We start from the raw sequence: 19,285 nt of genomic DNA, 5'->3' as shown, positions 1-19,285 counted from the left end.
GCTTTAAGTCTTATGCCTATGCTGCTTTACCCGACTTTGAGTTAAACTGCAAACTCAAATAACTTATGATTACACTCTTCTTCTCTTGGGGGGACGGCAACCGTTGTGAGGGATAGGAGTAACGTCCTTGATAAGTCTTACTTCCAGTTCCTCGGACTGCAGCGCTCTGATAGCAGCTTCTCTGCCTGCGCCGGGTCCCTTAACGAATACCTCAACGACCTTCAGACCGTGCTCCTTAGCAGCTCTTGCAGCAGTCTCTGCGGCTGTCTGAGCAGCGAAGGGAGTAGACTTCTTGGAGCCTCTGAAACCGAGTCCGCCTGCGGAAGCCCAAGAAATTGCGTTACCCTGCATATCAGTGATGGTAACGATGGTGTTGTTGAATGTGGACTGGATATGAACCTGTCCCTGTTCAATGTTCTTTCTTTCACGACGGCGACGTACAGTCGTCTTCTTCTTAGCCTGAGCCATGCTTCATACCCTCCCTTACTTCTTCTTGTTAGCGATGGTCTTAACAGGACCCTTACGAGTTCTAGCGTTCGTCTTGGTTCTCTGTCCTCTAACGGGCAGACCCTTTCTGTGACGAAGGCCTCTGTAGCAACCGATCTCTGTCAGTCTCTTGATGTTCAGAGCAACTGTTCTTCTCAGGTCGCCCTCAACAGTCAGGTTGTGATCTATATACTCACGAAGCTTAGCTACGTCATCCTCAGACATATCCTTAACTCTTACGTCGGGATCAACGCCTGTTTCCTTGATGATCTTAGTAGCAGTCTTCTGACCAATGCCGTAAACGTAGGTAAGAGCGACTTCAATTCTCTTATCTCTGGGCAGGTCTATACCAGCAATACGAGCCATTATTTAGCTGCACCTCCATTATTGGTTTGTTAGCCCTGACGCTGCTTGTGCTTAGGATTCTGGCAGATAACCATGATCTTGCCTTTCCTCTTGATGATCTTGCACTTTTCGCAGATAGGCTTAACTGAAGGTCTTACTTTCATTGAAATACCTCCTTCGATTATCCGAGCCTTTCGGCCCTCATACGTATAAGGGAAAGCCGTTGCAGCAACCGCTTTGCTTACTTAGCTCTCCAGGTTATTCTTCCCTTTGTCAAGTCATAAGGCGACATCTCGACTGTGACCTTATCACCGGGCACGATACGAATGTAATTCATACGCAGCTTACCCGAAATATGAGCAAGAATTTTATGACCGTTTGTGAGTTCAACTTGGAAAGTCGCATTAGGCAGTGCCTCAACGACCGTTCCCTCAACTTCAAGTACATCTTCTTTCGACATTAAAAAACCTCCCCACTCTAAGGTCTTGTCTGCTGCCGATCGGTATGGGTCAGGTACCGAAAGATCAGCCGTCTTAACTTCTTGTCAGTCAGATCACCCGTATATAACGGTGCGTCCGCAGGTGAAATGTGCTTTATGTTTTTCTTCTTCGGACTGCCGACTTTTCGGTGTCTGCCGTCCGCGATATACACAAAGCCGCCGTCTACTCCCACTGCAACAAAGCAGGAGCCTTTCTCACGGCCTGCCAGCGCCCAAACCAGTGAACCGACCTGTATAACACAATCTGTCATCACAGTCTGCTGAGTATTACACAGCCGTCCTGAGTAACAGCGATAGTGTGTTCAAAATGTGCGGACCATTTACCGTCAAGGGTCTTGACTGTCCAGCCGTCGGGCAATACCTTGATGCCTGCGCCGCCCATATTTATCATAGGTTCGATACAGATCACCATGCCTGCCTGAAGCCTTACGCCGTGGCCTGCCTTGCCGTAATTGGGAACCTCGGGATCTTCATGAAGATCTCTTCCCAGACCGTGTCCGCAGTATTCTCTGACGACTGAAAAACCTCTGTCTTCGTTGTACTTCTGTATAGCGGCACCGATGTCGCCTATCCTTACGCCGGGCTTCACCATTTTGATAGCCTCATAAAGACTTTGCTCGGTCGAATCCAGAAGTGCCTGAACGTCGTCTGAGATCTTGCCGCAGGCAAATGTCTTGCAGGAATCTCCGTGATATCCGTCCACGAAAGCTCCCGTATCAACGGAAACTATATCGCCTTCGAGGATCTTCCTGCTGCCGGGGATGCCGTGGATAACTTCGTCATTCACGGATATGCAGGCTGCAGCGGGGAACCCGCCGTAACCCTTGAATCCCGGCTTAGCACCGTGGGAGAGAATGTACTTCTCTACCACTTTGTCCAGTTCATGAGTAGTCATGCCCGGTCTGAGTGCTTCACCTGCTGCCTTAAGTGCGCCTGCTGTTATAAGACCAGCCTTGCGCATCTTTTCAATTTCCTTATTGGATTTAATACATATCATTTATATCGCGCTTTCTATAAATATCAACCTTTGAGGACTGCCATAACTGCAGCGGATGTCTCCTCAACAGTTTCGCGGCCTTTTACTGAGGTCAGCTTGCCCTGCTTCTCGTAGTAACCCTTGAGAGGCTCGGTTGTTTTATGATATGTGTCCAGTCTGCTCTTAACAGTCTCGGGCTCATCGTCCTTACGGATTACGATAGGCTTGCCGCATACATCGCAGATGCCTTCTACCTTTGAGGGTTTGAATTCCACGTGGTAGGTAGCACCGCAGTCGAGGCAAACTCTTCTGCCCGAAAGTCTCTGCTGAATTGTTTCATCAGCAACATCTATCTCAATGACCTTGTCGATCTGAACGCCCATAGCGTCCAGAGCCTCAGCCTGAGGAACAGATCTGGGGAAGCCGTCGAGAATGAAGCCATTCTGTGCGTCAGGCTCAGCAATTCTGTCCTTGAGGATACCGATCACGATATCATCGGAAACAAGTGCGCCTGCGTCCATAGCTGCCTTCGCCTTCAGACCATACTCTGTACCTGCCTTAACAGCAGCTCTGAGCATATTGCCTGTGGAAATGGTAGGAATGTTCAGCTCCTTGCAGATGTTCTCTGCCTGAGTGCCTTTGCCGGCACCGGGAGCGCCCAAAAGAATGATATTGTTCATTAGTCTTACCCCTTTCTCGATCGGAATTGATTATTTCAGGAATCCGGAGTGATGACGCATCATCATCTGAGATTCCATTGTTCTTGCCGTTTCAAGCGCAACGCTTACAACGATGAGTATAGAAGTACCGCCCATTGCAATATTCATCTTGGTTATAACAGTGAATATGATAGGGAAGATAGCGATTATACCCAGGAACACAGCGCCAACCAGAGTGATCTTGCTGAGTATCTTCTGGAAGTAGTCGCTGGTAGGCTTACCGGGTCTGATACCGGGTACGCCGCCGTTGTTCTGTCTGAGGTTATTAGCGATCTCTATCGGGTTGTAGGACATACTTACATAGAAGTAGTTGAACGCGATTATGAGAACGAAGTACAGACAAGCATAGAACGGATGATCATATTCAAACCACTTCAGCAGATTATCGTAGAATGTACCGCTCTTAGGCGCTCCTGTGAAGAGTTTGAGTGTTGCGGGGATAGACATAAAGCTCATCGCAAAGATGATGGGGAGAACGCCGCTCATCGCGATCTTGATCGGGATGAATGTATTCTGACCGCCGTACTGCTTTCTGCCTACAACGCGCTTAGCATACTGTATCGGTATTCTTCTCTCAGCATTGTTCATGAAGATGATGAATGCGATCATGAGGATGAATACCACGATGATTATAGGAACGAGGATCATATTCTTAGCCTCGCCTGTAGCCATCAGCTTGCAGAGGCTGATAACTGCATCAGGACCTCTTGCGATGATACCTGCGAACAGCAGCATTGAAACGCCGTTGCCTATACCCTTTTCATTTATCCTGTCGCCCAGCCAGATAGTCAGCGAAGCGCCTGCTACGAAGCAGAGGATAATGATTATTTCGGTGAAGTATCTCTCAAAGGTCTGACCTGTGTACAGTACGATCTGCTGACCGTCAACGTTCATCAGAGTTCTGTAGTAAGCCCAGCCCTGGAACAGTGCGATACCAAGTGCTGTGTACTTGGTGATCTTGTTCAGAGTTTTTCTGCCTTCCATGCCTTCCTTGGAGAGTCTCTCCAGAGGAGGAAGAGCGTAGGTAAGCAGCTGAATGATGATCTGCGCGTTGATGTAAGGACCAACGGACAGAGCCATCAGAGTTGCCTTTGAAAAGTTACCGCCCGAGAGGACGTTCAGGTAACTGAAGAAGTCACCTGAATCTTTGCTGCCCTGGAACCATGTGTTCAGTGCCGCAGAATCGAGATAGGGGACCGGTACGGAACCGCCTATTCTGTATATTACGATGATGAAAAATGTAAATAGAAGCTTTCTTCTTAATTCCGGAACCTTCCAGGCATTACGAAATGTCTCTATCACAATTACATCACCTCAGCCTTCCCGCCTGCCTTTTCGATTTTCTCCTTAGCTGCTGCGGAGAACTTAGCAGCCTTGACGGTAAGGTTTTTGGTGAGGTCTCCGTTGCCGAGGACCTTTATTCCATCCATCTCCTTCTTGATGATGCCCGATGCCTTGAGGAGCTCAGTATCAACTACTGTTCCGTCAACGAACTTTTCAAGATCGGAAACATTGATGATCGCATACTTAGTTGCGAATATATTATTGAATCCACGCTTAGGAATTCTTCTTGCAAGAGCGGTCTGACCACCCTCGAAGCCGGGTCTGATGCTGCCGCCGGATCTAGCCTTCTGGCCCTTGTGACCCTTACCTGCAGTCTTACCGTTTCCTGAACCGTGACCTCTGCCCACACGCTTAACGTCTCTTACTGCGCCGGGATTAGGTGATAATTCGTGAAGCTTCATGTTGTCGCACCTCCCTGCTTACGCTTCGGTTACTTTAATAAGGTGGGATACCAGCTTGATCTTGCCCTGTGTACAAGCGTTGTCGGGCTGCTCGGTCGTATCCCCGATTTTTCTCAGACCAAGAGAATTTGCAGTGGCGATCTGCTTTTCGCTTCTGCCACTCAGGCTCTTAGTCAGCTGAATTTTCAGGTTAGCCATACTGTTTATCCTCCTTATTCAAATATTTCCTTAACAGTCTTGCCTCTCAGTTCAGCGATAGCCTCAGCGCTTCTTACGCTGGTCAGACCGTTGATTGTTGCTCTTACTGCATTGTAAGGATTGTTAGAGCGAAGCGACTTTGCTCTGATATCTCTTATGCCGGCTGCTTCAACCACTGCTCTCACAGTGCCGCCTGCGATGATACCTGTACCGGGAGCGGCGGGCTTGAGGAGAACCTCACCTGCGCCGAACTTACCTACGATCTCGTGGGGGATTGTTGTACCCTTCAGGGAGATCTTGACCAGGTTCTTCTTAGCGTCCTGAATAGCCTTTCTGATAGCGTCGGGAACTTCGCCCGACTTACCGATGCCGAAGCCAACGATACCGTTGCCGTCGCCAACTACTACAAGTGCGGAGAACTTCATGATACGGCCGCCCTTAACAGTCTTGGATACTCTGTTAATTGCTACGACCTTTTCCTGCAGCTCTTCGATCTTTGAAGCATCTATTAAAGCCATTGTATTTCCTCCTCTACCTTAGAATTTAAGTCCGCCTTCACGGGCACCGTCTGCAAGCTCCTGCACACGGCCGTGATAAAGGAAACCGCCTCTGTCGAATACGACATTTTCAATTCCCTTTGCCTTAGCAGCTTCTGCGATCATCTCGCCGACCTTGCGAGCGCCTTCCTTGTTGCCGCCGTTGCCCTCAAAGCCCTTAGCCATAGAGGAAGCGGAAGCCAGTGTTACGCCGTTAACATCGTCAATGATCTGTGCATATATATGCTTAGAGGAGCGGAATACGTTGAGGCGAGGGCATTCGGGAGTACCGCTGATCTTGTTGCGGATTCTCTGATGTCTCTTGATTCTAGCCTTAGCTCTGTCAAGCTTTTTAACCATAGTGATTCTCTCCTTTTATTACTTCTTAGCGCCTTTACCGGCCTTACCTTCCTTACGGATAATGTACTCGCCTTCGTAGCGGATACCTTTACCCTTATAAGGCTCGGGGGGACGCTTCTCGCGGATTTCACAAGCAAACTGACCTACTTCCTGCTTGTCGCAGCCCGATACAACGATGTGGTTAGGATCGGGAACTTCGATCTTGATAGTGTCAGTCTCTGCAAAAGTAACCTGATGAGAGAAGCCCAGGTTCATAACCAGGTTCTTGCCCTGCTTCTGTGCTCTGTAACCAACACCAACGATCTCGAGCTTCTTAGAGAAACCGTTTGCAACACCCTCAACCATATTGTTTATGAGTGTTCTGGTCAGACCGTGCAGACTCTTGTGGAGCTTATCCTCAGAAGGACGCTCAACAGTAACAGTGCTGCCGTCAACCTTTATTATCATATCCTTGTGGAATGTTTTTGTAAGTGTGCCCTTGGGACCCTTAGCTGTAACAACGTTGCCATCAGCAACCTTTACCTCTACACCTGCGGGAACAGTAATGGGCTTCAATCCTATTCTTGACATTTCTCAGCCCTCCTTATTACCATACAAATGCGAGGACTTCGCCGCCGACATTCAGCTCTCTTGCCTTCTTGTCAGTGATAACGCCCTTGGAAGTGGATACGATTGCGATACCCATACCCTTGATAACCTTAGGCATATCCTCACAGCTTGCGTAGATCCTCAGACCGGGCTTGGAAACTCTTCTCAGCCCTGTTATAACGGAATTTCTGTTCTCATCATACTTGAGAGTGATCCTGATGATACCCTGCTTGCCGTCTTCAATAACGGTGAAGTTCTTAACATAGCCCTCATCAACGAGGATCTGTGTGATAGACTTCTTCATGTTAGATGCAGGTACATCGACAGTCGCGTGCTTAGCAGTGCTAGCATTGCGTATTCTTGTTAACAGATCTGCAATAGTATCTGTAATCTGCATTGTGCCTACCTCCTTCTTACCAACTTGCCTTCTTAACGCCGGGGATCTGACCGTCATGAGCCAGCTCTCTGAAGCAGATACGGCAAACGCCGAACTTTCTCAGATATGCATGGGGTCTGCCGCAGATCTTGCATCTGTTATAAGCACGAGTGGAATACTTAGGAGCAGCCTGCTGCTTATTTATCATAGCCTTCTTTGCCATTTAACGTATCCTCCTCATTACTTCTCAGCGAAAGGTGCGCCCATCAGTCTGAGCAGCTCCTTGCCTTCTTCGTCGGTCTTAGCGGTAGTGATAAAGTTGATATCCATACCTCTAACCTTGTCGATCTTATCATACTCGATCTCAGGGAAGATCAGCTGCTCCTTCAGACCGGTGGAGTAGTTACCTCTGCCGTCGAAGGAATTGGGGTTGATACCTCTGAAATCTCTTACGCGGGGGAATGCAACGTTGAACAGTCTGTCAACGAATTCATACATCTTCTCCGCTCTCAGTGTAACCTTAACACCGATGATCTGTCCATCTCTCAGCTTGAAGTTAGCAACGCTCTTCTTAGCCTTGCAAACGATGGGCTTCTGACCGGTTATAGCAGCCAGATCGGTCATGATAGCATCGATGACCTTTTTATTATCCTTATCAGCGCCGCAGCCGACGTTGATAACTACCTTATCCAGCTTAGGGATCTGCATTACGTTAGCGTAGCCGAATTTCTTCATCAGTTCAGGAGCTACTGTGCTAACATACTGTTCTTTAAGTCTTGCAGCCATGTTTAACTCCTCCTTCTTAGAATTCTTCGCCGCAGCCTGCGTTCTTGCAGACTCTTACCTTAGTTCCATCTTCCAGGAACTTGTGAGCTACTCTTGTGGGCTTGCCGCACTTGGGGCAAACTGCCATTACCTTGGAAGCATACATAGCTGCCTCAGCATCAACGATACCGCCCTGCTGCTGAGCGTTTCTGGGCTTAACGTGCTTTCTTGCAACGTTCAGACCCTCAACGATTACCTTGCCTTCCTTGGGGGCAACCTGAAGTACCTTGCCCTGCTTGCCCTTGTCCTTACCGGACAGGATAACGACTGTGTCGCCGGTTTTAACGTGTACCTTATTCATTTCAACGACACCTCCATTACAGAACTTCGGGAGCCAGGGACAGGATCTTCATATAATCCTTATCTCTCAGTTCCTTAGCCACAGGTCCAAATATACGTGTACCTCTGGGATTCTTGTCTTCCTTGATTATTACAGCAGCGTTCTCATCGAAGCGGATATAAGTACCGTCCGCTCTTCTCAGACCCTTTGCTGAACGAACGATGACAGCCTTAACTACATCGCCCTTCTTAACAACTCCGCCTGGTGTTGCTTTTTTAACAGAACAAACTACAACGTCACCGATGTTTGCATACTTTCTTCTCGTACCGCCGAGAACACGGATGCACATAAGCTCCTTAGCACCGGAGTTATCTGCAACCTTCAGGTAAGTCTGCATCTGTACCATTGAAGCGCTCCTCCTTTCAAATCACTGGGACTCAGTACCGCGGCAGAAGCGGCGACCGCTCTGCCAAAGTACCTTGCACTCATAAATGTATTACTTAGCCTTTTCGATGATGTTGACAAGTCTCCATCTCTTATCCTTGGAAAGAGGTCTTGTCTCCATTACCTTTACTGTATCGCCGATACCGCACTCGTTGTTTTCATCGTGTGCCTTCAGCTTAACAGTCTTCTTGATGATCTTCTTGTACAGAGGGTGCTGAACGTTATCCTTGATGGCAACTACGATAGTCTTATCCATCTTATTCGATACAACAGTACCGACTCTGGTTTTTCTCAGATTTCTTTCGCTCACAGTGATCCTCCTCCTTTATTACTGAGCTTCGGACTCATGCTTACGAATGAATGTCTTAACACGAGCAATATCCTTCTTCACAGCCTGAAGTCTCTTGGGATTCTCCAGCTGGTTCACAGCGTGCTGGAAACGAAGATTGAACAGCTCTTCTTTAAGCTCAGCGAGCTTGGTGTTAAGCTCGTCTGCGGTCATTTCCTTGATCTCATTAGCCTTCATTACTGCTCACCACCCGTTTCTTTTACTATAAACTTACACTTGATAGGGAGCTTGTGCATAGCGAGTCTCATAGCCTCTCTAGCAGTCTCCTCGGGAACACCTGCAATCTCGAACATTACTCTGCCCGGCTTAACAACAGCTACCCAGTACTCGGGAGCGCCCTTACCTTTACCCATTCGGGTACCCAGGGGCTTTCTTGTTGCAGGCTTGTCAGGGAATATCTTTATCCAAACCTGACCGCCTCTCTTGATGTATCTTGTCATAGCGATACGGGCAGCCTCGATCTGGTTAGAGGTGATCCATGCGGGCTCAAGAGCCTGAAGACCGAAATCACCGTAGGAAACCTTGTTTCCTCTCAGTGCCTTACCGGTCATACGACCTCTGTGCTGTTTTCTGAACTTAACTCTCTTTGGAAGCAGCATTATGCGTTACCTCCTTCTCTTTTCATACCGCGAGCCTTATTGAAGTCTCTGCGGTTATCCTTAGACCTGTCATCTCTGCGAGGTCTGCGCTTCTTATCGTTCTTGTCGCTTACATCGCGTCTGTCGCTTGCAGCAACTTCGCCCTTAAGAACTTCGCCTCTGTAGATCCATACCTTGATGCCCAGACGACCGTAAGTTGTGTGAGCCTCAGCAGTACCGTAGTCGATATCTGCTCTGATGGTCTGCAGCGGGATAGTACCCTCGTGGTAGCTCTCGCTTCTAGCGATCTCGGCGCCGGCAAGTCTACCGCTTACCTTTACCTTGATACCCTTTGCGCCGAGCTTCATAGCTCTGCCGATGGACTGCTTCATAGCTCTTCTGAAGGAGATTCTGTCCTCCAGGTCATGAGCGATCTTCTCAGCAACCAGCTGAGCATTGATGTCGGGGTTCTTAACCTCAACGATGTTGATAGCAACGCTCTTGCCGATCTTCTTCTCGATGCTCTCGCGAAGCTTGTCGATCTCAGCACCGCCCTTGCCGATTACCATACCGGGCTTAGCGCAGTAAATGTGTATTCTAACCTTCTGAGCGCCGTCCTTACCGGTAAAACGCTCGATCTCAACCTTGGGAACGCCTGCGTAAACGCACTTGTCAGCGGGGTTCTTGGATCTTCTGTTGAGGTCCTTCATGATATCCTTACGAATGTTGTAGTCCTCAACCAGAGTGTCGCCGAAAGTGCTCTTATCTGCAAACCAGCGGGAATCCCAATTCTTTATCACACCGACTCTAAGTCCGTGCGGATTAACTTTCTGGCCCATAGTTTACCTCCTCTTTCAGCTTAATCCTTTTCCTTGAGAACAACAGTGATGTGAGATGTTCTCTTCAGAATTCTATATGCTCTGCCCTGAGCTCTGGGCATGATCCTCTTCATGATAGGTCCGGGGCAAACGTAGCACTCAGAAACATAGAGATTGTTCTTATCCATGTTGTGATTGTTCTCTGCGTTTGCAGCTGCGGACTTGAGGAGCTTCTCCAGATATTCACTTGCAGCCTTTGGTGTGTTCTTAACAGTTGCCATTGCGACTTCGTAATCCTTACCTCTGATAAGATCAAGGACGATCTGTACCTTACGAGGAGCAATGCGAGCTGTTCTCAGTATAGCCTTTGCTTCCATGTCTGATCCTCCTTAATTACTTCTTACCGTTGTTCGAGGTCTTGGAGCCTGCGTGGCCCTTGTAGGTCCTTGTGGGAGCGAACTCACCAAGCTTGTGACCTACCATATCCTCGGTAACATATACAGGCACGTGCTTTCTGCCGTCGTGTACTGCGAATGTATGACCTACGAAGTCAGGGAAGATGGTGGAAGCTCTGCTCCATGTCTTGAGGACTTTCTTCTCGCCTGCTTCGTTCATAGCAACTACTCTCTTATAAAGAGCCTCCTGAACGTAAGGACCCTTCTTAACACTTCTGCCCATTTATCATCGTCCTCCTTTCAGGTTACTTGCCGTTTCTGCGCTTTACGATAAACTTATCGGAACGAGCGTGCTTAGCTCTGGTCTTGTAACCCAGAGTAGGCTTACCCCAAGGAGTAACAGGTGAAGGACGACCAACAGGTGACTTACCTTCACCACCACCGTGAGGGTGATCGCAGGGGTTCATTACGGAACCTCTTACGGTAGGTCTCCAGCCCATGTGGCGCTTTCTACCTGCCTTACCGATGTTTACGTTAGAGTGGTCGATGTTACCTACCTGACCGATTGTAGCCATGCAGTTAACAGATATCTTTCTCATTTCGCCTGAAGGAAGTCTTACGAGAGCGTAAGCGCCTTCTCTGCCCATCAGCTGAGCCATGTTGCCGGCGGAACGAACGAGCTGAGCGCCCTTGCCGGGATACAGCTCAATGTTGTGGATGAAAGTACCAACAGGGATATCTGCCAGTGTCAGAGCGTTACCGGGCTTGATATCTGCGCCAGCGCCTGCTCTGATAACATCGCCAACAGCAAGACCGTTAGGTGCGATGATGTATCTCTTCTCACCGTCCTCGTACTGAACGAGTGCGATGAATGCAGATCTGTTAGGATCGTACTCGATAGTCAGAACAGTAGCGTTCATATCGAGCTTGTTTCTCTTAAAATCAATTACACGGTATTTTCTTCTAACTCCGCCGCCTCTGTGACGAACAGTGATTCTACCGTAGCTGTTTCTTCCCGAATTCTTCTTCAGAGGTTCGAGAAGGGACTTGCAAGGCTCAACCTTAGACAGACCGGAATAGTCGATGACAGTCATGCCTCTTCTACCGGGAGTCGTGGGCTTGTAAGTCTTTATTGCCATTATAATTCACTCCTTAATATGGTTTTGCGAAAAGGTCAAAGCTTTATAGCCAAGCACCCTTCCATACCTACGCTTTGCGGTGGTATCAAAAGCGGTCCTCGCCGCCTCGCAAAGCCTTTCCGCGTTATCCTCGGTGTTTACGGAGTCCCGCGGGAACTCTTGAATATGAGCTTTTCCGAAGTCTCCCGACAGGTTCTCACCTGCCGTTCGTTTCAGGGGAAATTAGTACATACCGTCGAAGAATTCGATGGTCTTTTCGCCCTCAAGAGTAACGATAGCCTTTTTCCAGTCAGGGCGGAAACCTGTGTATCTGCCCATTCTCTTCTCTTTGCCCTTAACGCTGATGGTGTTTACCTTAGCAACCTTAACATCAAAGATCTCTTCGATAGCCTTAGCGATCTCGATCTTGTTAGCGTCCTTAGCAACCTGGAAGGTGTACTTGTTATCAGCGAGTCTGTCCATAGAGTCCTCGGTGATGATAGGCTTTATGATAATATCGTGAGCATTTTTCATTAAGCGTATACCTCCTCGATCTTCTTTACAGCCTCCGAAGATACGATGAACTTATCGTAGTTCAGGATATCGTAAACGTTCAGTGTGTTTACGGTAGCTGTCTTGACACCGGGAATGTTTGCAGCGCTCTTAACTACCTTTGCATCAACATCAGCAGTTACGATGAGAGCCTTGCCCTCAGCGCCGATAGCCTTGAGCATATCGACCATAACCTTGGTCTTATACTCCTTGGTCTCGATCTCGTTAACAACGATGAGGTTGTTGTCGATGACCTTAGTGGAGAAAGCAGACTTCATAGCAAGTCTTCTCTCCTTTTTATTCAGCGAATAGCTGTAATCTCTGGGCTTAGGACCAAGAGCGATACCGCCGTGTACCCACTGAGGAGCTCTGATGGAGCCCTGTCTTGCGTGACCGGTACCCTTCTGTCTCCAAGGCTTTCTACCGCCGCCCTGTACCTCAGTTCTGGTGAGGGTGGACTGTGTGCCCTGTCTCTGGTTAGCCAGGTAATTCACTACCATTGCGTGCATAAGTGCCTTGTTAGGCTCGATGCCGAATATAGCATCCTTCAGCTCAGTGTCAGCTACCTTGTTGCCTGTCATATCAACTACTGCGATTTTTGACATATTAACTCCTCCTTCCACTAAGCCTTCTTCTTAACGCTGTCGCAGATGGTCACTGTTCCGTTCTTAGGACCGGGGATAGCGCCCTTGATAGCGATAAGATTATTTTCTGCGTCAACCTTGACAACTGTCAGATTCTGAACAGTTACCTTTACGTTACCGTACTGACCAGGCATCTTCTTGCCCTTGTAGATCCTTGAAGGATCGGAGCAAGCGCCGTAGGAACCTGCGTGTCTGTGTACAGGACCTGTACCGTGAGTTTCCTTAAGTCTGTGGCCGTTGTGACGCTTGATAGTGCCGCTGAAACCGTGACCCTTGCTGGTGCCGCTGACATCAACAACGTCACCCTCAGCGAAAACGTCTGCTTTTACGATGTCGCCAACGTTGATAGCTGAGATATCAGCCAGTCTGAACTCCTTAAGAGTTCTCTTCATTGCAACGTCAGCCTTCTTGAAGTGACCCTGGAGAGGCTTGTTTACTCTCTTGGCTCTGATCTCGCCATAACCCAGCTGTACAGCCTCGTAACCGTCATTCTCAACGGTCTTCTTCTGAACAACTACGCAGGGACCTGCTTCAACAACTGTTACAGGAACGATCTTTCCTGCTTCATCGAAGATCTGTGTCATACCGATCTTCTTACCGATGATTCCCTTCTGCATGATTTTTCCTCCTTATGGTTATTGGTCGGTATCTACCGACATGACCTGCTAAAACCTCGTTTTTTGAGACCCATATGGGTCGGTCTCATTTGGAGATTACTTGACCTCCATAACGATGTTTACGCCGGCGGGAAGCTCAAGGTTCTCAAGAGTAGATATCGTCTCCTTGGTGGGTCTGATAACATCTATGAGTCTCTTGTGAGTTCTCAGCTCGAACTGCTCACGGCTGTCCTTGTACTTATGAACAGCTCTCAGGATCGTTACTACCTCTTTGTTGGTAGGCAGCGGGATAGGTCCGGAAACCTGTGCGCCTGAACGCTTAACCGCCTCAACGATCTTTGCAGCTGCGCTGTCAACTACAGCGTGCTCATAGCCCTTGATCTTGATCCTCATCTTTTCATTGACTGCCACTTAAATCGCCTCCTTACAGCAATATAAAAATTGTTTTAGGGGCAAGTCTTTGACCAAGCCTCAGTCAATTGCACAAACGATCGACTTTTCATTTTGTCAAATGCTCAATCACTTGTGCAATTGACAGGCTTGTAAGACTATCCGTAGTACCTGTGAGATATTTTTCTCAATCTACACTCTACCGTGTGTTCCCTGCTTATCTTATAAAAAATCCCGAGACCTGCAAGCAGGCTCCCGGACCGAAAAACAGGCACAAGGTCATGCATTAAGCTAAAAGAGCGCAGGATATCCCACAGCTCCCTCGCAAGAAGCATAACACATACAGTGCTCGGTATTACAGCCGCCCGGTTTAAAATCGGACATACTCCACGGAAATTACCTGACCTACTGTCAGCAACCTTCCGTTTCATCGCATATCATTTGTGTATCCATTTTAGATACACTGTGCAGTCACGCAAGTATTATTATACACTACGTTTCCCTATTTTGCAAGGGTTTTGACGAAATTTATGCGCTTTTTGTGTGTAGAAATTTTGCTCCGCAAATCACAGTTTTTTATACATTTCTTACAATCATTCAAAACACCGTTTCTCTCACTAATCTGATGCACTATTATAATAGTATACTTCCTCGGAATGTATTTTTTTTACATCAAAAATGAATTTTATATTCACCCTTGACATATCCGCCACGATACTATATCATATACTTAGAAAAAAACTCTGTCAAACACTTTTGACGCCCGATTTTACGCGGTGTCAAGCGGTTTTGGTAGAAATTAGCACCTGCATCTGTTATGATAAGTACACACCAAAGGAAAGGAGGGCATCCGAATTGAACTCAGCAAAACTATAAAAAGACTGCGCACAGAAAAGGGCTGGTCACAGGAAACTCTCGCCGAGAAAGCCTATGTCAGCCGACAGACGATCTCGAATTGGGAGACCGAAAAGAATTACCCCGATGTTCACAGTCTGCTTATCCTCAGCGACCTCTTCGGCGTGTCCCTCGATGAACTTATAAAAGGAGATGTTGAAACTATGAAAAACACTATCCAGAACAAAGATGCCGCCACATACAAACGTGCCCAGTGGTGCGGCGTCATCGGTCTGATCCTGCTGATGGCTGTTGTTACTCCAATTTACGAAAACTTCGGTACTGTCGGCATGGTGTTTGGCAGCCTGCTGGCAGGAGCTCTTTCAGTGTTCACTTTTATGTCATTCCATAAAATGGAAGCTATCAAATCCGAACACGATATCCAGACCCAGCGTGAGATACTCGCATTCATAAACGGCGAAACTCTCGACGACATCGAAAAAGCAAAAGAGCTAGAGATACGCAAATCAAACCGCCGCGGAATGATAGTCGCACTCGTGATATCCTGCATCAGCATCATCGTGACCGCTATCCATCTTATCAAAATGCTCATCTGACAGGCTATGCATTGCTATAAACGATAATTTATCCTACGAACTGCGGAACTTATTGAGGAAGGCCCTTTTAAAAAAGGGTCCTCCTCAAACTCCTCCCCGAAAACTTTTAACTCTTTTTGGCAGGGGGCAGATATTTCTTGAAAGTGCAGTTAGTGACCGTACTAGGTGAACTTTTTAAAGATAGCTGCCCCCTGCCAAAAAGAAATAGAAGTCTTTGGAAAGGGGTCTGGGGAATAACCTTTCTTCAGAAAGGTTTTCCCCAGTAAAATCCGCAGTCCATATGGTAAATTATTATTTGCAGCAATACACAGCCCGATCTTGATACAGCAAAAACCGCCGCACCCAATACGGAGTGCGGCGGTAATTATTTACTTATGAAAATTACTTTTCATCAGCGGTGTTGTAGAGCTTAGCATATCTCATCAGATAGTCATATCTATCCTTAGCATTCTGCTCAGCCTTAGCGAACAGCTTCTCAGCTCTCTCAGGGTTCTGTCTAGCGAGTGCGTTGTAACGAACTTCGCCCATGATGAACTCTCTGTAATCAGCAGAAGGAGCCTTGGAATCCAAGATGAAAGGATTCTTGCCTTCAGCCTTCAGACGAGGATCATATCTGTACAGATGCCAGTAACCAGCCTGAACAGCCTTCTTCTCCTCGGTCTGAGCAATCTTCATGCCGCCCTTGATACCGTGGTTGATACAAGGAGCATAACCGATGATGATGGAAGGACCATGATAGCTCTCAGCCTCGTGGATAGCCTTCAGGCACTGGTTCATGTCAGCACCCATAGCGATGTGTGCAACATAAACGTAACCGTAAGACATAGCTATACCAGCCAGATCCTTCTTCTTAACTTCCTTACCAGCTGCAGCGAACTGTGCGATAGCACCGGTAGGAGTGGACTTGGAGGACTGTCCGCCTGTGTTGGAGTAAACCTCGGTATCGAATACGAAGATGTTTACGTCCTCACCGGAAGCCAGAACGTGGTCAACACCGGAGAAACCGATATCGTATGCCCAACCGTCGCCGCCGAAGATCCACAGGGACTTCTTAGCCAGGTAATCAGCATCCTTCAGGATCTCGTCAGCAGCCTTGGTCTTAGCCTTCTTCAGAGCAGCAACCAGGTTTGCAGTAGCAGCCTTGTTAGCAGCGCCGTCATCAACAGTGCTCAGGTAAGCCTCAGCAGCTTCCTTTACAGCAGCAGCCTTGGTTGTCTTTGAGAGCTCCAGAACCTTAGCGATAGTTCTGTTTCTGATGGTGGACTGAGCCAGGAACATACCGTAACCGTACTCAGCATTATCCTCGAACAGGGAGTTAGCCCAAGCAGGACCCTTGCCTTCCTTGTTGGTGGTGTAAGGAGTCGAAGGAGCGGAACCACCCCAGATGGAGGAGCATCCTGTTGCGTTAGCGATGTACATTCTGTCACCGAAGAGCTGTGTGATGAGCTTAGCGTAAGGAGTCTCACCGCAGCCTGCGCAAGCGCCGGAGAATTCAAGCAGAGGCTGCTTGAACTGTGAGCCCTTAACTGTGGTCTCCTTGAACTTCTCGAATACCTCGGGCTTATCAGCAAGTGTCAGAGCATAGTTGAATACTTCCTGCTCAGCCAGCTGGCTCTCCAGAGGCATCATGTTCAGAGCCTTGTTGCCCTTCTTGCCGGGACATACGTTTACGCAAGAACCGCAGCCTGTGCAGTCCAGAGCAGACATAGTCATTACGAAGTTGTATCCGGGCATACCTGTTACGGGAACAGCCTTATCCTGTGCCAGCTTAGGAGCCTTCTTCAGCTCGTCATCTGTCATGATGCAGGGTCTGATTACTGCATGAGGACATACATATGAGCAGAAGTTACACTGGATACAATTTGCACCATCCCAAGCGGGAACGTCAACAGCGATGCCTCTCTTCTCGAAGGCAGCAGAACCCTGAGGGAATACACCGTCAGCCATGTCAACGAATGTGGAAACAGGCAGCTTGTCGCCTTCCTGAGCGTTGCAGGGGATCTGGATGTTGTTTACGAAATCCTGGAGGGTCTTGTTAGCGCACTTAACAGCCTTAACGCCCATAGCGGTATCCTTAGCCTTCTTCCAAGCTGCAGGAACCTTGACCTCAACTACCTGCTGGCAGCCTGCGTCGATAGCGTCGTGGTTCATCTTAACGATAGCTTCACCCTTCTTGGAGTAAGAAGCGGTAGCAGCGTCCTTCATGTACTTGATAGCGTCTTCCATAGGAATGATGCCGGAAAGCTTGAAGAATGCAGACTGGAGTACAGTGTTGATCCTGTTGCCCAGACCGATCTCCTTACCGATCTTAACGCCGTTGATGATGTAGAACTTGATGTTGTTCTCAGCGATGTATCTCTTAACCTGACCGGGGAGGTGCTTGTCGAGATCCTTCTCGTCCCACTGGCAGTTCAGCAGGAATGTTCCGCCGGGCTTGATGTCCTGAACCATGTTGTACTTGGTGATGTAGGACTCATTGTGGCAAGCTACGAAATCAGCCTGGTTGATGAGGTAAGTAGACTTGATAGGAGTCTTACCGAATCTCAGGTGAGATACTGTAACACCGCCGGACTTCTTGGAGTCATATGCGAAGTAAGCCTGTGCGAACAGGTCAGTGTGGTCACCTATGATCTTGATGGAGTTCTTGTTAGCACCAACAGTACCGTCAGCGCCCAGACCCCAGAACTTACAAGCTGTTGTGCCTGCAGGAGCGGAATCCAGCTTGCCCTCGCTCTCGAGAGAGAGATTAGTAACGTCATCATTGATACCCAGTGTGAATCTAGGCTTGAATGTGTCTTTCCAGTGAGCGTTCCAGTAAACAGCCTTGATCTGGTCAGGAGTTGTATCCTTTGAACCCAGACCGTATCTGCCGCTTGCAACGGGTACAGAGTGGAACTGTGTGCCCTTCAGTGCAGCAACAACGTCCAGATACAGAGGCTCACCCAGAGAACCGGGCTCCTTGGTTCTGTCGAGAACAGAGATCTGCTCAACAGTAGAAGGCAGAGCAGCAACCAGTCTGTCAGCTGCGAAAGGTCTGTAAAGTCTAACCTTAACAAGACCCAGCTTTGTGCCCTCGTTAGCGTTCAGGTAATCGATTGTCTCTTCGATGGTATCACATACAGAACCCATAGCAACGATTACGTGAGTTGCATCGGGAGCACCGTAGTAGTTGAAGAGCTTGTAATCTGTACCGATCTTAGCATTTACCTTAGCCATATAATCCTCAACGATACCGGGAACAGCATCATAGTAAGGATTGCAAGCTTCTCTTGCCTGGAAGAAGATATCAGGGTTCTGTGCAGTACCCTTGAGGATAGGATGCTCAGGATTCAGAGCATTCTTTCTGAATTCCTCGATCTTCTCGAAGTTGGTCATCTCTCTTACATCTTCGATATCCCATGTTTCGATCTTCTGTATCTCGTGAGAGGTACGGAAACCGTCGAAGAAGTGCAGGAAAGGAACTCTGCTCTCGATTGTAGAGAGGTGAGCAACTGTACCCAGATCCATAACCTCCTGTACGTTGGAGGAGCACAGCATAGCGAAACCTGTCTGACGGCACGCATATACGTCGGAGTGGTCACCGAAGATGTTCAGAGCGTGGGAAGCTACGCATCTTGCGGAAACGTGGATAACGCAGGGAAGAAGCTCGCCGGCGATCTTGTACATATTGGGGATCATCAGCAGCAGACCCTGAGAAGCGGTGTAGGTGGTAGTAAGAGCACCTGCACTCAGTGAACCGTGTACAGTACCGGAAGCACCTGCCTCGGACTGCATCTCAGCAACCTTTACGGGAGTACCGAACAGGTTCTTCTGACCCTTAGCAGACCACTGGTCTGTAACCTCAGCCATAACAGAGGAGGGAGTGATGGGGTAGATAGCAGCAACTTCTGTAAAGGGATAGGAAGCCCAAGCAGCAGCGTTGTTACCGTCCATGGTTTTCATTTTTCTTGCCATTTAAACGATCATCCTTTCTACGGGCGGACAGCCCGATATGAT

Annotated in this window: 31 protein-coding genes and 1 pseudogene; 2 read left to right on the top strand and 30 right to left on the bottom strand. The window is 48.3% G+C overall.

The annotated features are described in order from the left end of the window. Window positions 1-69: 69 nt before the first annotated feature. The 29 genes from rpsK to rpsJ form a co-directional block, all read right to left on the bottom strand. Window positions 70-468 (bottom strand): 30S ribosomal protein S11, encoded by a 399-nt coding sequence (rpsK, locus tag BMY75_RS02480; protein ID WP_002847929.1) that lies wholly within the window; start codon window positions 466-468, stop codon window positions 70-72. A gap of 15 nt (window positions 469-483) precedes the next feature. After that, window positions 484-852 (bottom strand): 30S ribosomal protein S13, encoded by a 369-nt coding sequence (rpsM, locus tag BMY75_RS02475; RefSeq protein ID WP_013496820.1) that lies wholly within the window; start codon window positions 850-852, stop codon window positions 484-486. Between the two features lie 29 nt (window positions 853-881). After that, window positions 882-995: a 50S ribosomal protein L36 gene (rpmJ, locus tag BMY75_RS02470; RefSeq protein ID WP_002847757.1), complete on the bottom strand. Its 114-nt coding sequence runs from the start codon at window positions 993-995 to the stop codon at window positions 882-884. Between the two features lie 77 nt (window positions 996-1,072). Continuing rightward, a complete protein-coding gene (gene infA / locus BMY75_RS02465; protein WP_013496819.1) occupies window positions 1,073-1,291 on the bottom strand; it encodes a translation initiation factor IF-1 in 219 nt (72 codons plus the stop codon). A gap of 17 nt (window positions 1,292-1,308) precedes the next feature. Continuing rightward, the gene (locus tag BMY75_RS02460; protein ID WP_074829246.1) at window positions 1,309-1,581 is read right to left on the bottom strand and encodes a KOW domain-containing RNA-binding protein; all 273 of its coding nucleotides are present in this window, start codon (window positions 1,579-1,581) and stop codon (window positions 1,309-1,311) included. Further along, window positions 1,581-2,327 (bottom strand): type I methionyl aminopeptidase, encoded by a 747-nt coding sequence (map, locus tag BMY75_RS02455; RefSeq protein WP_074829243.1) that lies wholly within the window; start codon window positions 2,325-2,327, stop codon window positions 1,581-1,583. The genes BMY75_RS02460 and map overlap by 1 nt, the downstream gene beginning before the upstream one ends. 23 nt (window positions 2,328-2,350) lie before the next feature. After that, the gene (locus tag BMY75_RS02450; RefSeq protein ID WP_024858058.1) at window positions 2,351-2,986 is read right to left on the bottom strand and encodes an adenylate kinase; all 636 of its coding nucleotides are present in this window, start codon (window positions 2,984-2,986) and stop codon (window positions 2,351-2,353) included. A 30-nt stretch (window positions 2,987-3,016) separates the two neighbouring features. Beyond that, entirely contained in the window at window positions 3,017-4,327 is a 1,311-nt protein-coding gene (secY, locus tag BMY75_RS02445) for a preprotein translocase subunit SecY (protein WP_074829240.1), read from the bottom strand. Window positions 4,328-4,329: 2 nt separating this feature from the next. After that, window positions 4,330-4,770 (bottom strand): 50S ribosomal protein L15, encoded by a 441-nt coding sequence (gene rplO / locus BMY75_RS02440; RefSeq protein ID WP_074829238.1) that lies wholly within the window; start codon window positions 4,768-4,770, stop codon window positions 4,330-4,332. An 18-nt stretch (window positions 4,771-4,788) separates the two neighbouring features. Continuing rightward, on the bottom strand, window positions 4,789-4,968 hold the full coding sequence (gene rpmD / locus BMY75_RS02435) for a 50S ribosomal protein L30 (protein WP_013496813.1): 180 nt from the start codon (window positions 4,966-4,968) through the stop codon (window positions 4,789-4,791). A 14-nt stretch (window positions 4,969-4,982) separates the two neighbouring features. Continuing rightward, window positions 4,983-5,486: a 30S ribosomal protein S5 gene (gene rpsE / locus BMY75_RS02430; protein WP_013496812.1), complete on the bottom strand. Its 504-nt coding sequence runs from the start codon at window positions 5,484-5,486 to the stop codon at window positions 4,983-4,985. Between the two features lie 18 nt (window positions 5,487-5,504). After that, window positions 5,505-5,864 carry a 50S ribosomal protein L18 gene (rplR, locus tag BMY75_RS02425; protein WP_024858061.1) on the bottom strand — a complete coding sequence of 120 codons (360 nt, stop codon included), beginning with the start codon at window positions 5,862-5,864 and terminating at the stop codon, window positions 5,505-5,507. An 18-nt stretch (window positions 5,865-5,882) separates the two neighbouring features. Next, window positions 5,883-6,434 (bottom strand): 50S ribosomal protein L6, encoded by a 552-nt coding sequence (gene rplF, locus BMY75_RS02420; protein WP_074829224.1) that lies wholly within the window; start codon window positions 6,432-6,434, stop codon window positions 5,883-5,885. Window positions 6,435-6,450: 16 nt separating this feature from the next. After that, window positions 6,451-6,849 (bottom strand): 30S ribosomal protein S8, encoded by a 399-nt coding sequence (gene rpsH, locus BMY75_RS02415; protein ID WP_024858063.1) that lies wholly within the window; start codon window positions 6,847-6,849, stop codon window positions 6,451-6,453. Window positions 6,850-6,865: 16 nt separating this feature from the next. Continuing rightward, the gene (locus BMY75_RS02410) at window positions 6,866-7,051 is read right to left on the bottom strand and encodes a type Z 30S ribosomal protein S14 (protein WP_002847856.1); all 186 of its coding nucleotides are present in this window, start codon (window positions 7,049-7,051) and stop codon (window positions 6,866-6,868) included. A gap of 17 nt (window positions 7,052-7,068) precedes the next feature. After that, on the bottom strand, window positions 7,069-7,614 hold the full coding sequence (gene rplE / locus BMY75_RS02405) for a 50S ribosomal protein L5 (protein WP_024858064.1): 546 nt from the start codon (window positions 7,612-7,614) through the stop codon (window positions 7,069-7,071). Window positions 7,615-7,630: 16 nt separating this feature from the next. Continuing rightward, window positions 7,631-7,954 (bottom strand): 50S ribosomal protein L24, encoded by a 324-nt coding sequence (rplX, locus tag BMY75_RS02400; protein ID WP_074829221.1) that lies wholly within the window; start codon window positions 7,952-7,954, stop codon window positions 7,631-7,633. Between the two features lie 16 nt (window positions 7,955-7,970). After that, window positions 7,971-8,339, bottom strand: coding sequence for a 50S ribosomal protein L14 (gene rplN / locus BMY75_RS02395; protein WP_002847897.1), 369 nt, complete (start codon window positions 8,337-8,339; stop codon window positions 7,971-7,973). Window positions 8,340-8,429: 90 nt separating this feature from the next. Then, window positions 8,430-8,687: a 30S ribosomal protein S17 gene (rpsQ, locus tag BMY75_RS02390; protein WP_013496807.1), complete on the bottom strand. Its 258-nt coding sequence runs from the start codon at window positions 8,685-8,687 to the stop codon at window positions 8,430-8,432. Window positions 8,688-8,705: 18 nt separating this feature from the next. Further along, window positions 8,706-8,903 (bottom strand): 50S ribosomal protein L29, encoded by a 198-nt coding sequence (gene rpmC, locus BMY75_RS02385; RefSeq protein ID WP_002847971.1) that lies wholly within the window; start codon window positions 8,901-8,903, stop codon window positions 8,706-8,708. Continuing rightward, window positions 8,903-9,325: a 50S ribosomal protein L16 gene (gene rplP, locus BMY75_RS02380; protein WP_013496806.1), complete on the bottom strand. Its 423-nt coding sequence runs from the start codon at window positions 9,323-9,325 to the stop codon at window positions 8,903-8,905. The genes rpmC and rplP overlap by 1 nt, the downstream gene beginning before the upstream one ends. After that, window positions 9,325-10,143, bottom strand: coding sequence for a 30S ribosomal protein S3 (rpsC, locus tag BMY75_RS02375; RefSeq protein WP_024858066.1), 819 nt, complete (start codon window positions 10,141-10,143; stop codon window positions 9,325-9,327). Before rpsC ends, rplP begins: the two co-directional genes overlap by 1 nt. Window positions 10,144-10,163: 20 nt before the next feature. Further along, on the bottom strand, window positions 10,164-10,499 hold the full coding sequence (rplV, locus tag BMY75_RS02370; protein WP_074829218.1) for a 50S ribosomal protein L22: 336 nt from the start codon (window positions 10,497-10,499) through the stop codon (window positions 10,164-10,166). Window positions 10,500-10,515: 16 nt separating this feature from the next. After that, complete coding sequence (gene rpsS / locus BMY75_RS02365) at window positions 10,516-10,800, bottom strand: 30S ribosomal protein S19 (protein ID WP_002847829.1); 285 nt, start codon at window positions 10,798-10,800, stop codon at window positions 10,516-10,518. 22 nt (window positions 10,801-10,822) lie between these two features. After that, a complete protein-coding gene (gene rplB / locus BMY75_RS02360) occupies window positions 10,823-11,656 on the bottom strand; it encodes a 50S ribosomal protein L2 (RefSeq protein ID WP_074829216.1) in 834 nt (277 codons plus the stop codon). Window positions 11,657-11,878: 222 nt separating this feature from the next. Next, a complete protein-coding gene (gene rplW / locus BMY75_RS02355) occupies window positions 11,879-12,169 on the bottom strand; it encodes a 50S ribosomal protein L23 (protein WP_024858068.1) in 291 nt (96 codons plus the stop codon). After that, window positions 12,169-12,792: a 50S ribosomal protein L4 gene (gene rplD, locus BMY75_RS02350; RefSeq protein ID WP_074829214.1), complete on the bottom strand. Its 624-nt coding sequence runs from the start codon at window positions 12,790-12,792 to the stop codon at window positions 12,169-12,171. Before rplD ends, rplW begins: the two co-directional genes overlap by 1 nt. Window positions 12,793-12,809: 17 nt before the next feature. Beyond that, window positions 12,810-13,448 (bottom strand): 50S ribosomal protein L3, encoded by a 639-nt coding sequence (gene rplC, locus BMY75_RS02345; protein WP_074829213.1) that lies wholly within the window; start codon window positions 13,446-13,448, stop codon window positions 12,810-12,812. Window positions 13,449-13,544: 96 nt separating this feature from the next. Beyond that, entirely contained in the window at window positions 13,545-13,859 is a 315-nt protein-coding gene (rpsJ, locus tag BMY75_RS02340; RefSeq protein ID WP_013496799.1) for a 30S ribosomal protein S10, read from the bottom strand. A gap of 827 nt (window positions 13,860-14,686) precedes the next feature. On the opposite strand from rpsJ, the pseudogene BMY75_RS18690 reads away from it, so the two are divergent. Continuing rightward, window positions 14,687-14,872, top strand: a pseudogene (locus BMY75_RS18690) (helix-turn-helix transcriptional regulator); the annotation flags it as partial. A gap of 24 nt (window positions 14,873-14,896) precedes the next feature. Then, the gene (locus BMY75_RS02335; RefSeq protein WP_242940148.1) at window positions 14,897-15,289 is read left to right on the top strand and encodes a hypothetical protein; all 393 of its coding nucleotides are present in this window, start codon (window positions 14,897-14,899) and stop codon (window positions 15,287-15,289) included. Window positions 15,290-15,670: 381 nt separating this feature from the next. Here BMY75_RS02335 and nifJ read toward each other — a convergent pair whose 3' ends face one another. Next, window positions 15,671-19,243, bottom strand: coding sequence for a pyruvate:ferredoxin (flavodoxin) oxidoreductase (gene nifJ / locus BMY75_RS02330; protein ID WP_074829211.1), 3,573 nt, complete (start codon window positions 19,241-19,243; stop codon window positions 15,671-15,673). Between the last annotated feature and the right edge of the window lie 42 nt (window positions 19,244-19,285).

The sequence above is a fragment of the Hominimerdicola alba genome (assembly GCF_900109655.1).
In the GTDB taxonomy this organism is placed as follows: domain Bacteria; phylum Bacillota; class Clostridia; order Oscillospirales; family Ruminococcaceae; genus Hominimerdicola; species Hominimerdicola alba_B.
The sequence above is the reverse complement of the archived record's forward strand: the minus strand, read 5'-3'. Positions and strand labels throughout refer to the sequence as shown.

Bases quoted from the DNA above. Each gene is read 5' to 3' on its own strand.
- rplX (WP_074829221.1), bottom strand. From the start codon at position 7,954: ATGAATAAGGTACACGTTAAAACCGGCGACACAGTCGTTATCCTGTCC.
- rpsM (WP_013496820.1), bottom strand. From the start codon at position 852: ATGGCTCGTATTGCTGGTATAGACCTGCCCAGAGATAAGAGAATTGAA.
- rpmJ (WP_002847757.1), bottom strand. From the start codon at position 995: ATGAAAGTAAGACCTTCAGTTAAGCCTATCTGCGAAAAGTGCAAGATC.
- rplV (WP_074829218.1), bottom strand. From the start codon at position 10,499: ATGGAAGCAAAGGCTATACTGAGAACAGCTCGCATTGCTCCTCGTAAG.
- rpmD (WP_013496813.1), bottom strand. From the start codon at position 4,968: ATGGCTAACCTGAAAATTCAGCTGACTAAGAGCCTGAGTGGCAGAAGC.
- BMY75_RS02460 (WP_074829246.1), bottom strand. From the start codon at position 1,581: ATGACAGATTGTGTTATACAGGTCGGTTCACTGGTTTGGGCGCTGGCA.
- rplN (WP_002847897.1), bottom strand. From the start codon at position 8,339: ATGGTACAGATGCAGACTTACCTGAAGGTTGCAGATAACTCCGGTGCT.
- rplP (WP_013496806.1), bottom strand. From the start codon at position 9,325: ATGCTGCTTCCAAAGAGAGTTAAGTTCAGAAAACAGCACAGAGGTCGT.
- rplO (WP_074829238.1), bottom strand. From the start codon at position 4,770: ATGAAGCTTCACGAATTATCACCTAATCCCGGCGCAGTAAGAGACGTT.
- BMY75_RS02410 (WP_002847856.1), bottom strand. From the start codon at position 7,051: ATGGCAAAGAAGGCTATGATAAATAAGCAGCAGGCTGCTCCTAAGTAT.
- BMY75_RS02450 (WP_024858058.1), bottom strand. From the start codon at position 2,986: ATGAACAATATCATTCTTTTGGGCGCTCCCGGTGCCGGCAAAGGCACT.
- rplE (WP_024858064.1), bottom strand. From the start codon at position 7,614: ATGGCTGCAAGACTTAAAGAACAGTATGTTAGCACAGTAGCTCCTGAA.
- rplW (WP_024858068.1), bottom strand. From the start codon at position 12,169: ATGAAAAATGCTCACGATATTATCATAAAGCCTATCATCACCGAGGAC.
- rpsC (WP_024858066.1), bottom strand. From the start codon at position 10,143: ATGGGCCAGAAAGTTAATCCGCACGGACTTAGAGTCGGTGTGATAAAG.
- rplB (WP_074829216.1), bottom strand. From the start codon at position 11,656: ATGGCAATAAAGACTTACAAGCCCACGACTCCCGGTAGAAGAGGCATG.
- rpsE (WP_013496812.1), bottom strand. From the start codon at position 5,486: ATGGCTTTAATAGATGCTTCAAAGATCGAAGAGCTGCAGGAAAAGGTC.
- infA (WP_013496819.1), bottom strand. From the start codon at position 1,291: ATGTCGAAAGAAGATGTACTTGAAGTTGAGGGAACGGTCGTTGAGGCA.
- rpmC (WP_002847971.1), bottom strand. From the start codon at position 8,903: ATGAAGGCTAATGAGATCAAGGAAATGACCGCAGACGAGCTTAACACC.
- rpsK (WP_002847929.1), bottom strand. From the start codon at position 468: ATGGCTCAGGCTAAGAAGAAGACGACTGTACGTCGCCGTCGTGAAAGA.
- rpsS (WP_002847829.1), bottom strand. From the start codon at position 10,800: ATGGGCAGAAGTGTTAAGAAGGGTCCTTACGTTCAGGAGGCTCTTTAT.
- rpsH (WP_024858063.1), bottom strand. From the start codon at position 6,849: ATGCAGATTACAGATACTATTGCAGATCTGTTAACAAGAATACGCAAT.
- map (WP_074829243.1), bottom strand. From the start codon at position 2,327: ATGATATGTATTAAATCCAATAAGGAAATTGAAAAGATGCGCAAGGCT.
- nifJ (WP_074829211.1), bottom strand. From the start codon at position 19,243: ATGGCAAGAAAAATGAAAACCATGGACGGTAACAACGCTGCTGCTTGG.
- rplD (WP_074829214.1), bottom strand. From the start codon at position 12,792: ATGTCAAAAATCGCAGTAGTTGATATGACAGGCAACAAGGTAGCTGAC.
- BMY75_RS02335 (WP_242940148.1), top strand. From the start codon at position 14,897: ATGAAAAACACTATCCAGAACAAAGATGCCGCCACATACAAACGTGCC.
- rplC (WP_074829213.1), bottom strand. From the start codon at position 13,448: ATGCAGAAGGGAATCATCGGTAAGAAGATCGGTATGACACAGATCTTC.
- rplF (WP_074829224.1), bottom strand. From the start codon at position 6,434: ATGTCAAGAATAGGATTGAAGCCCATTACTGTTCCCGCAGGTGTAGAG.
- rplR (WP_024858061.1), bottom strand. From the start codon at position 5,864: ATGGTTAAAAAGCTTGACAGAGCTAAGGCTAGAATCAAGAGACATCAG.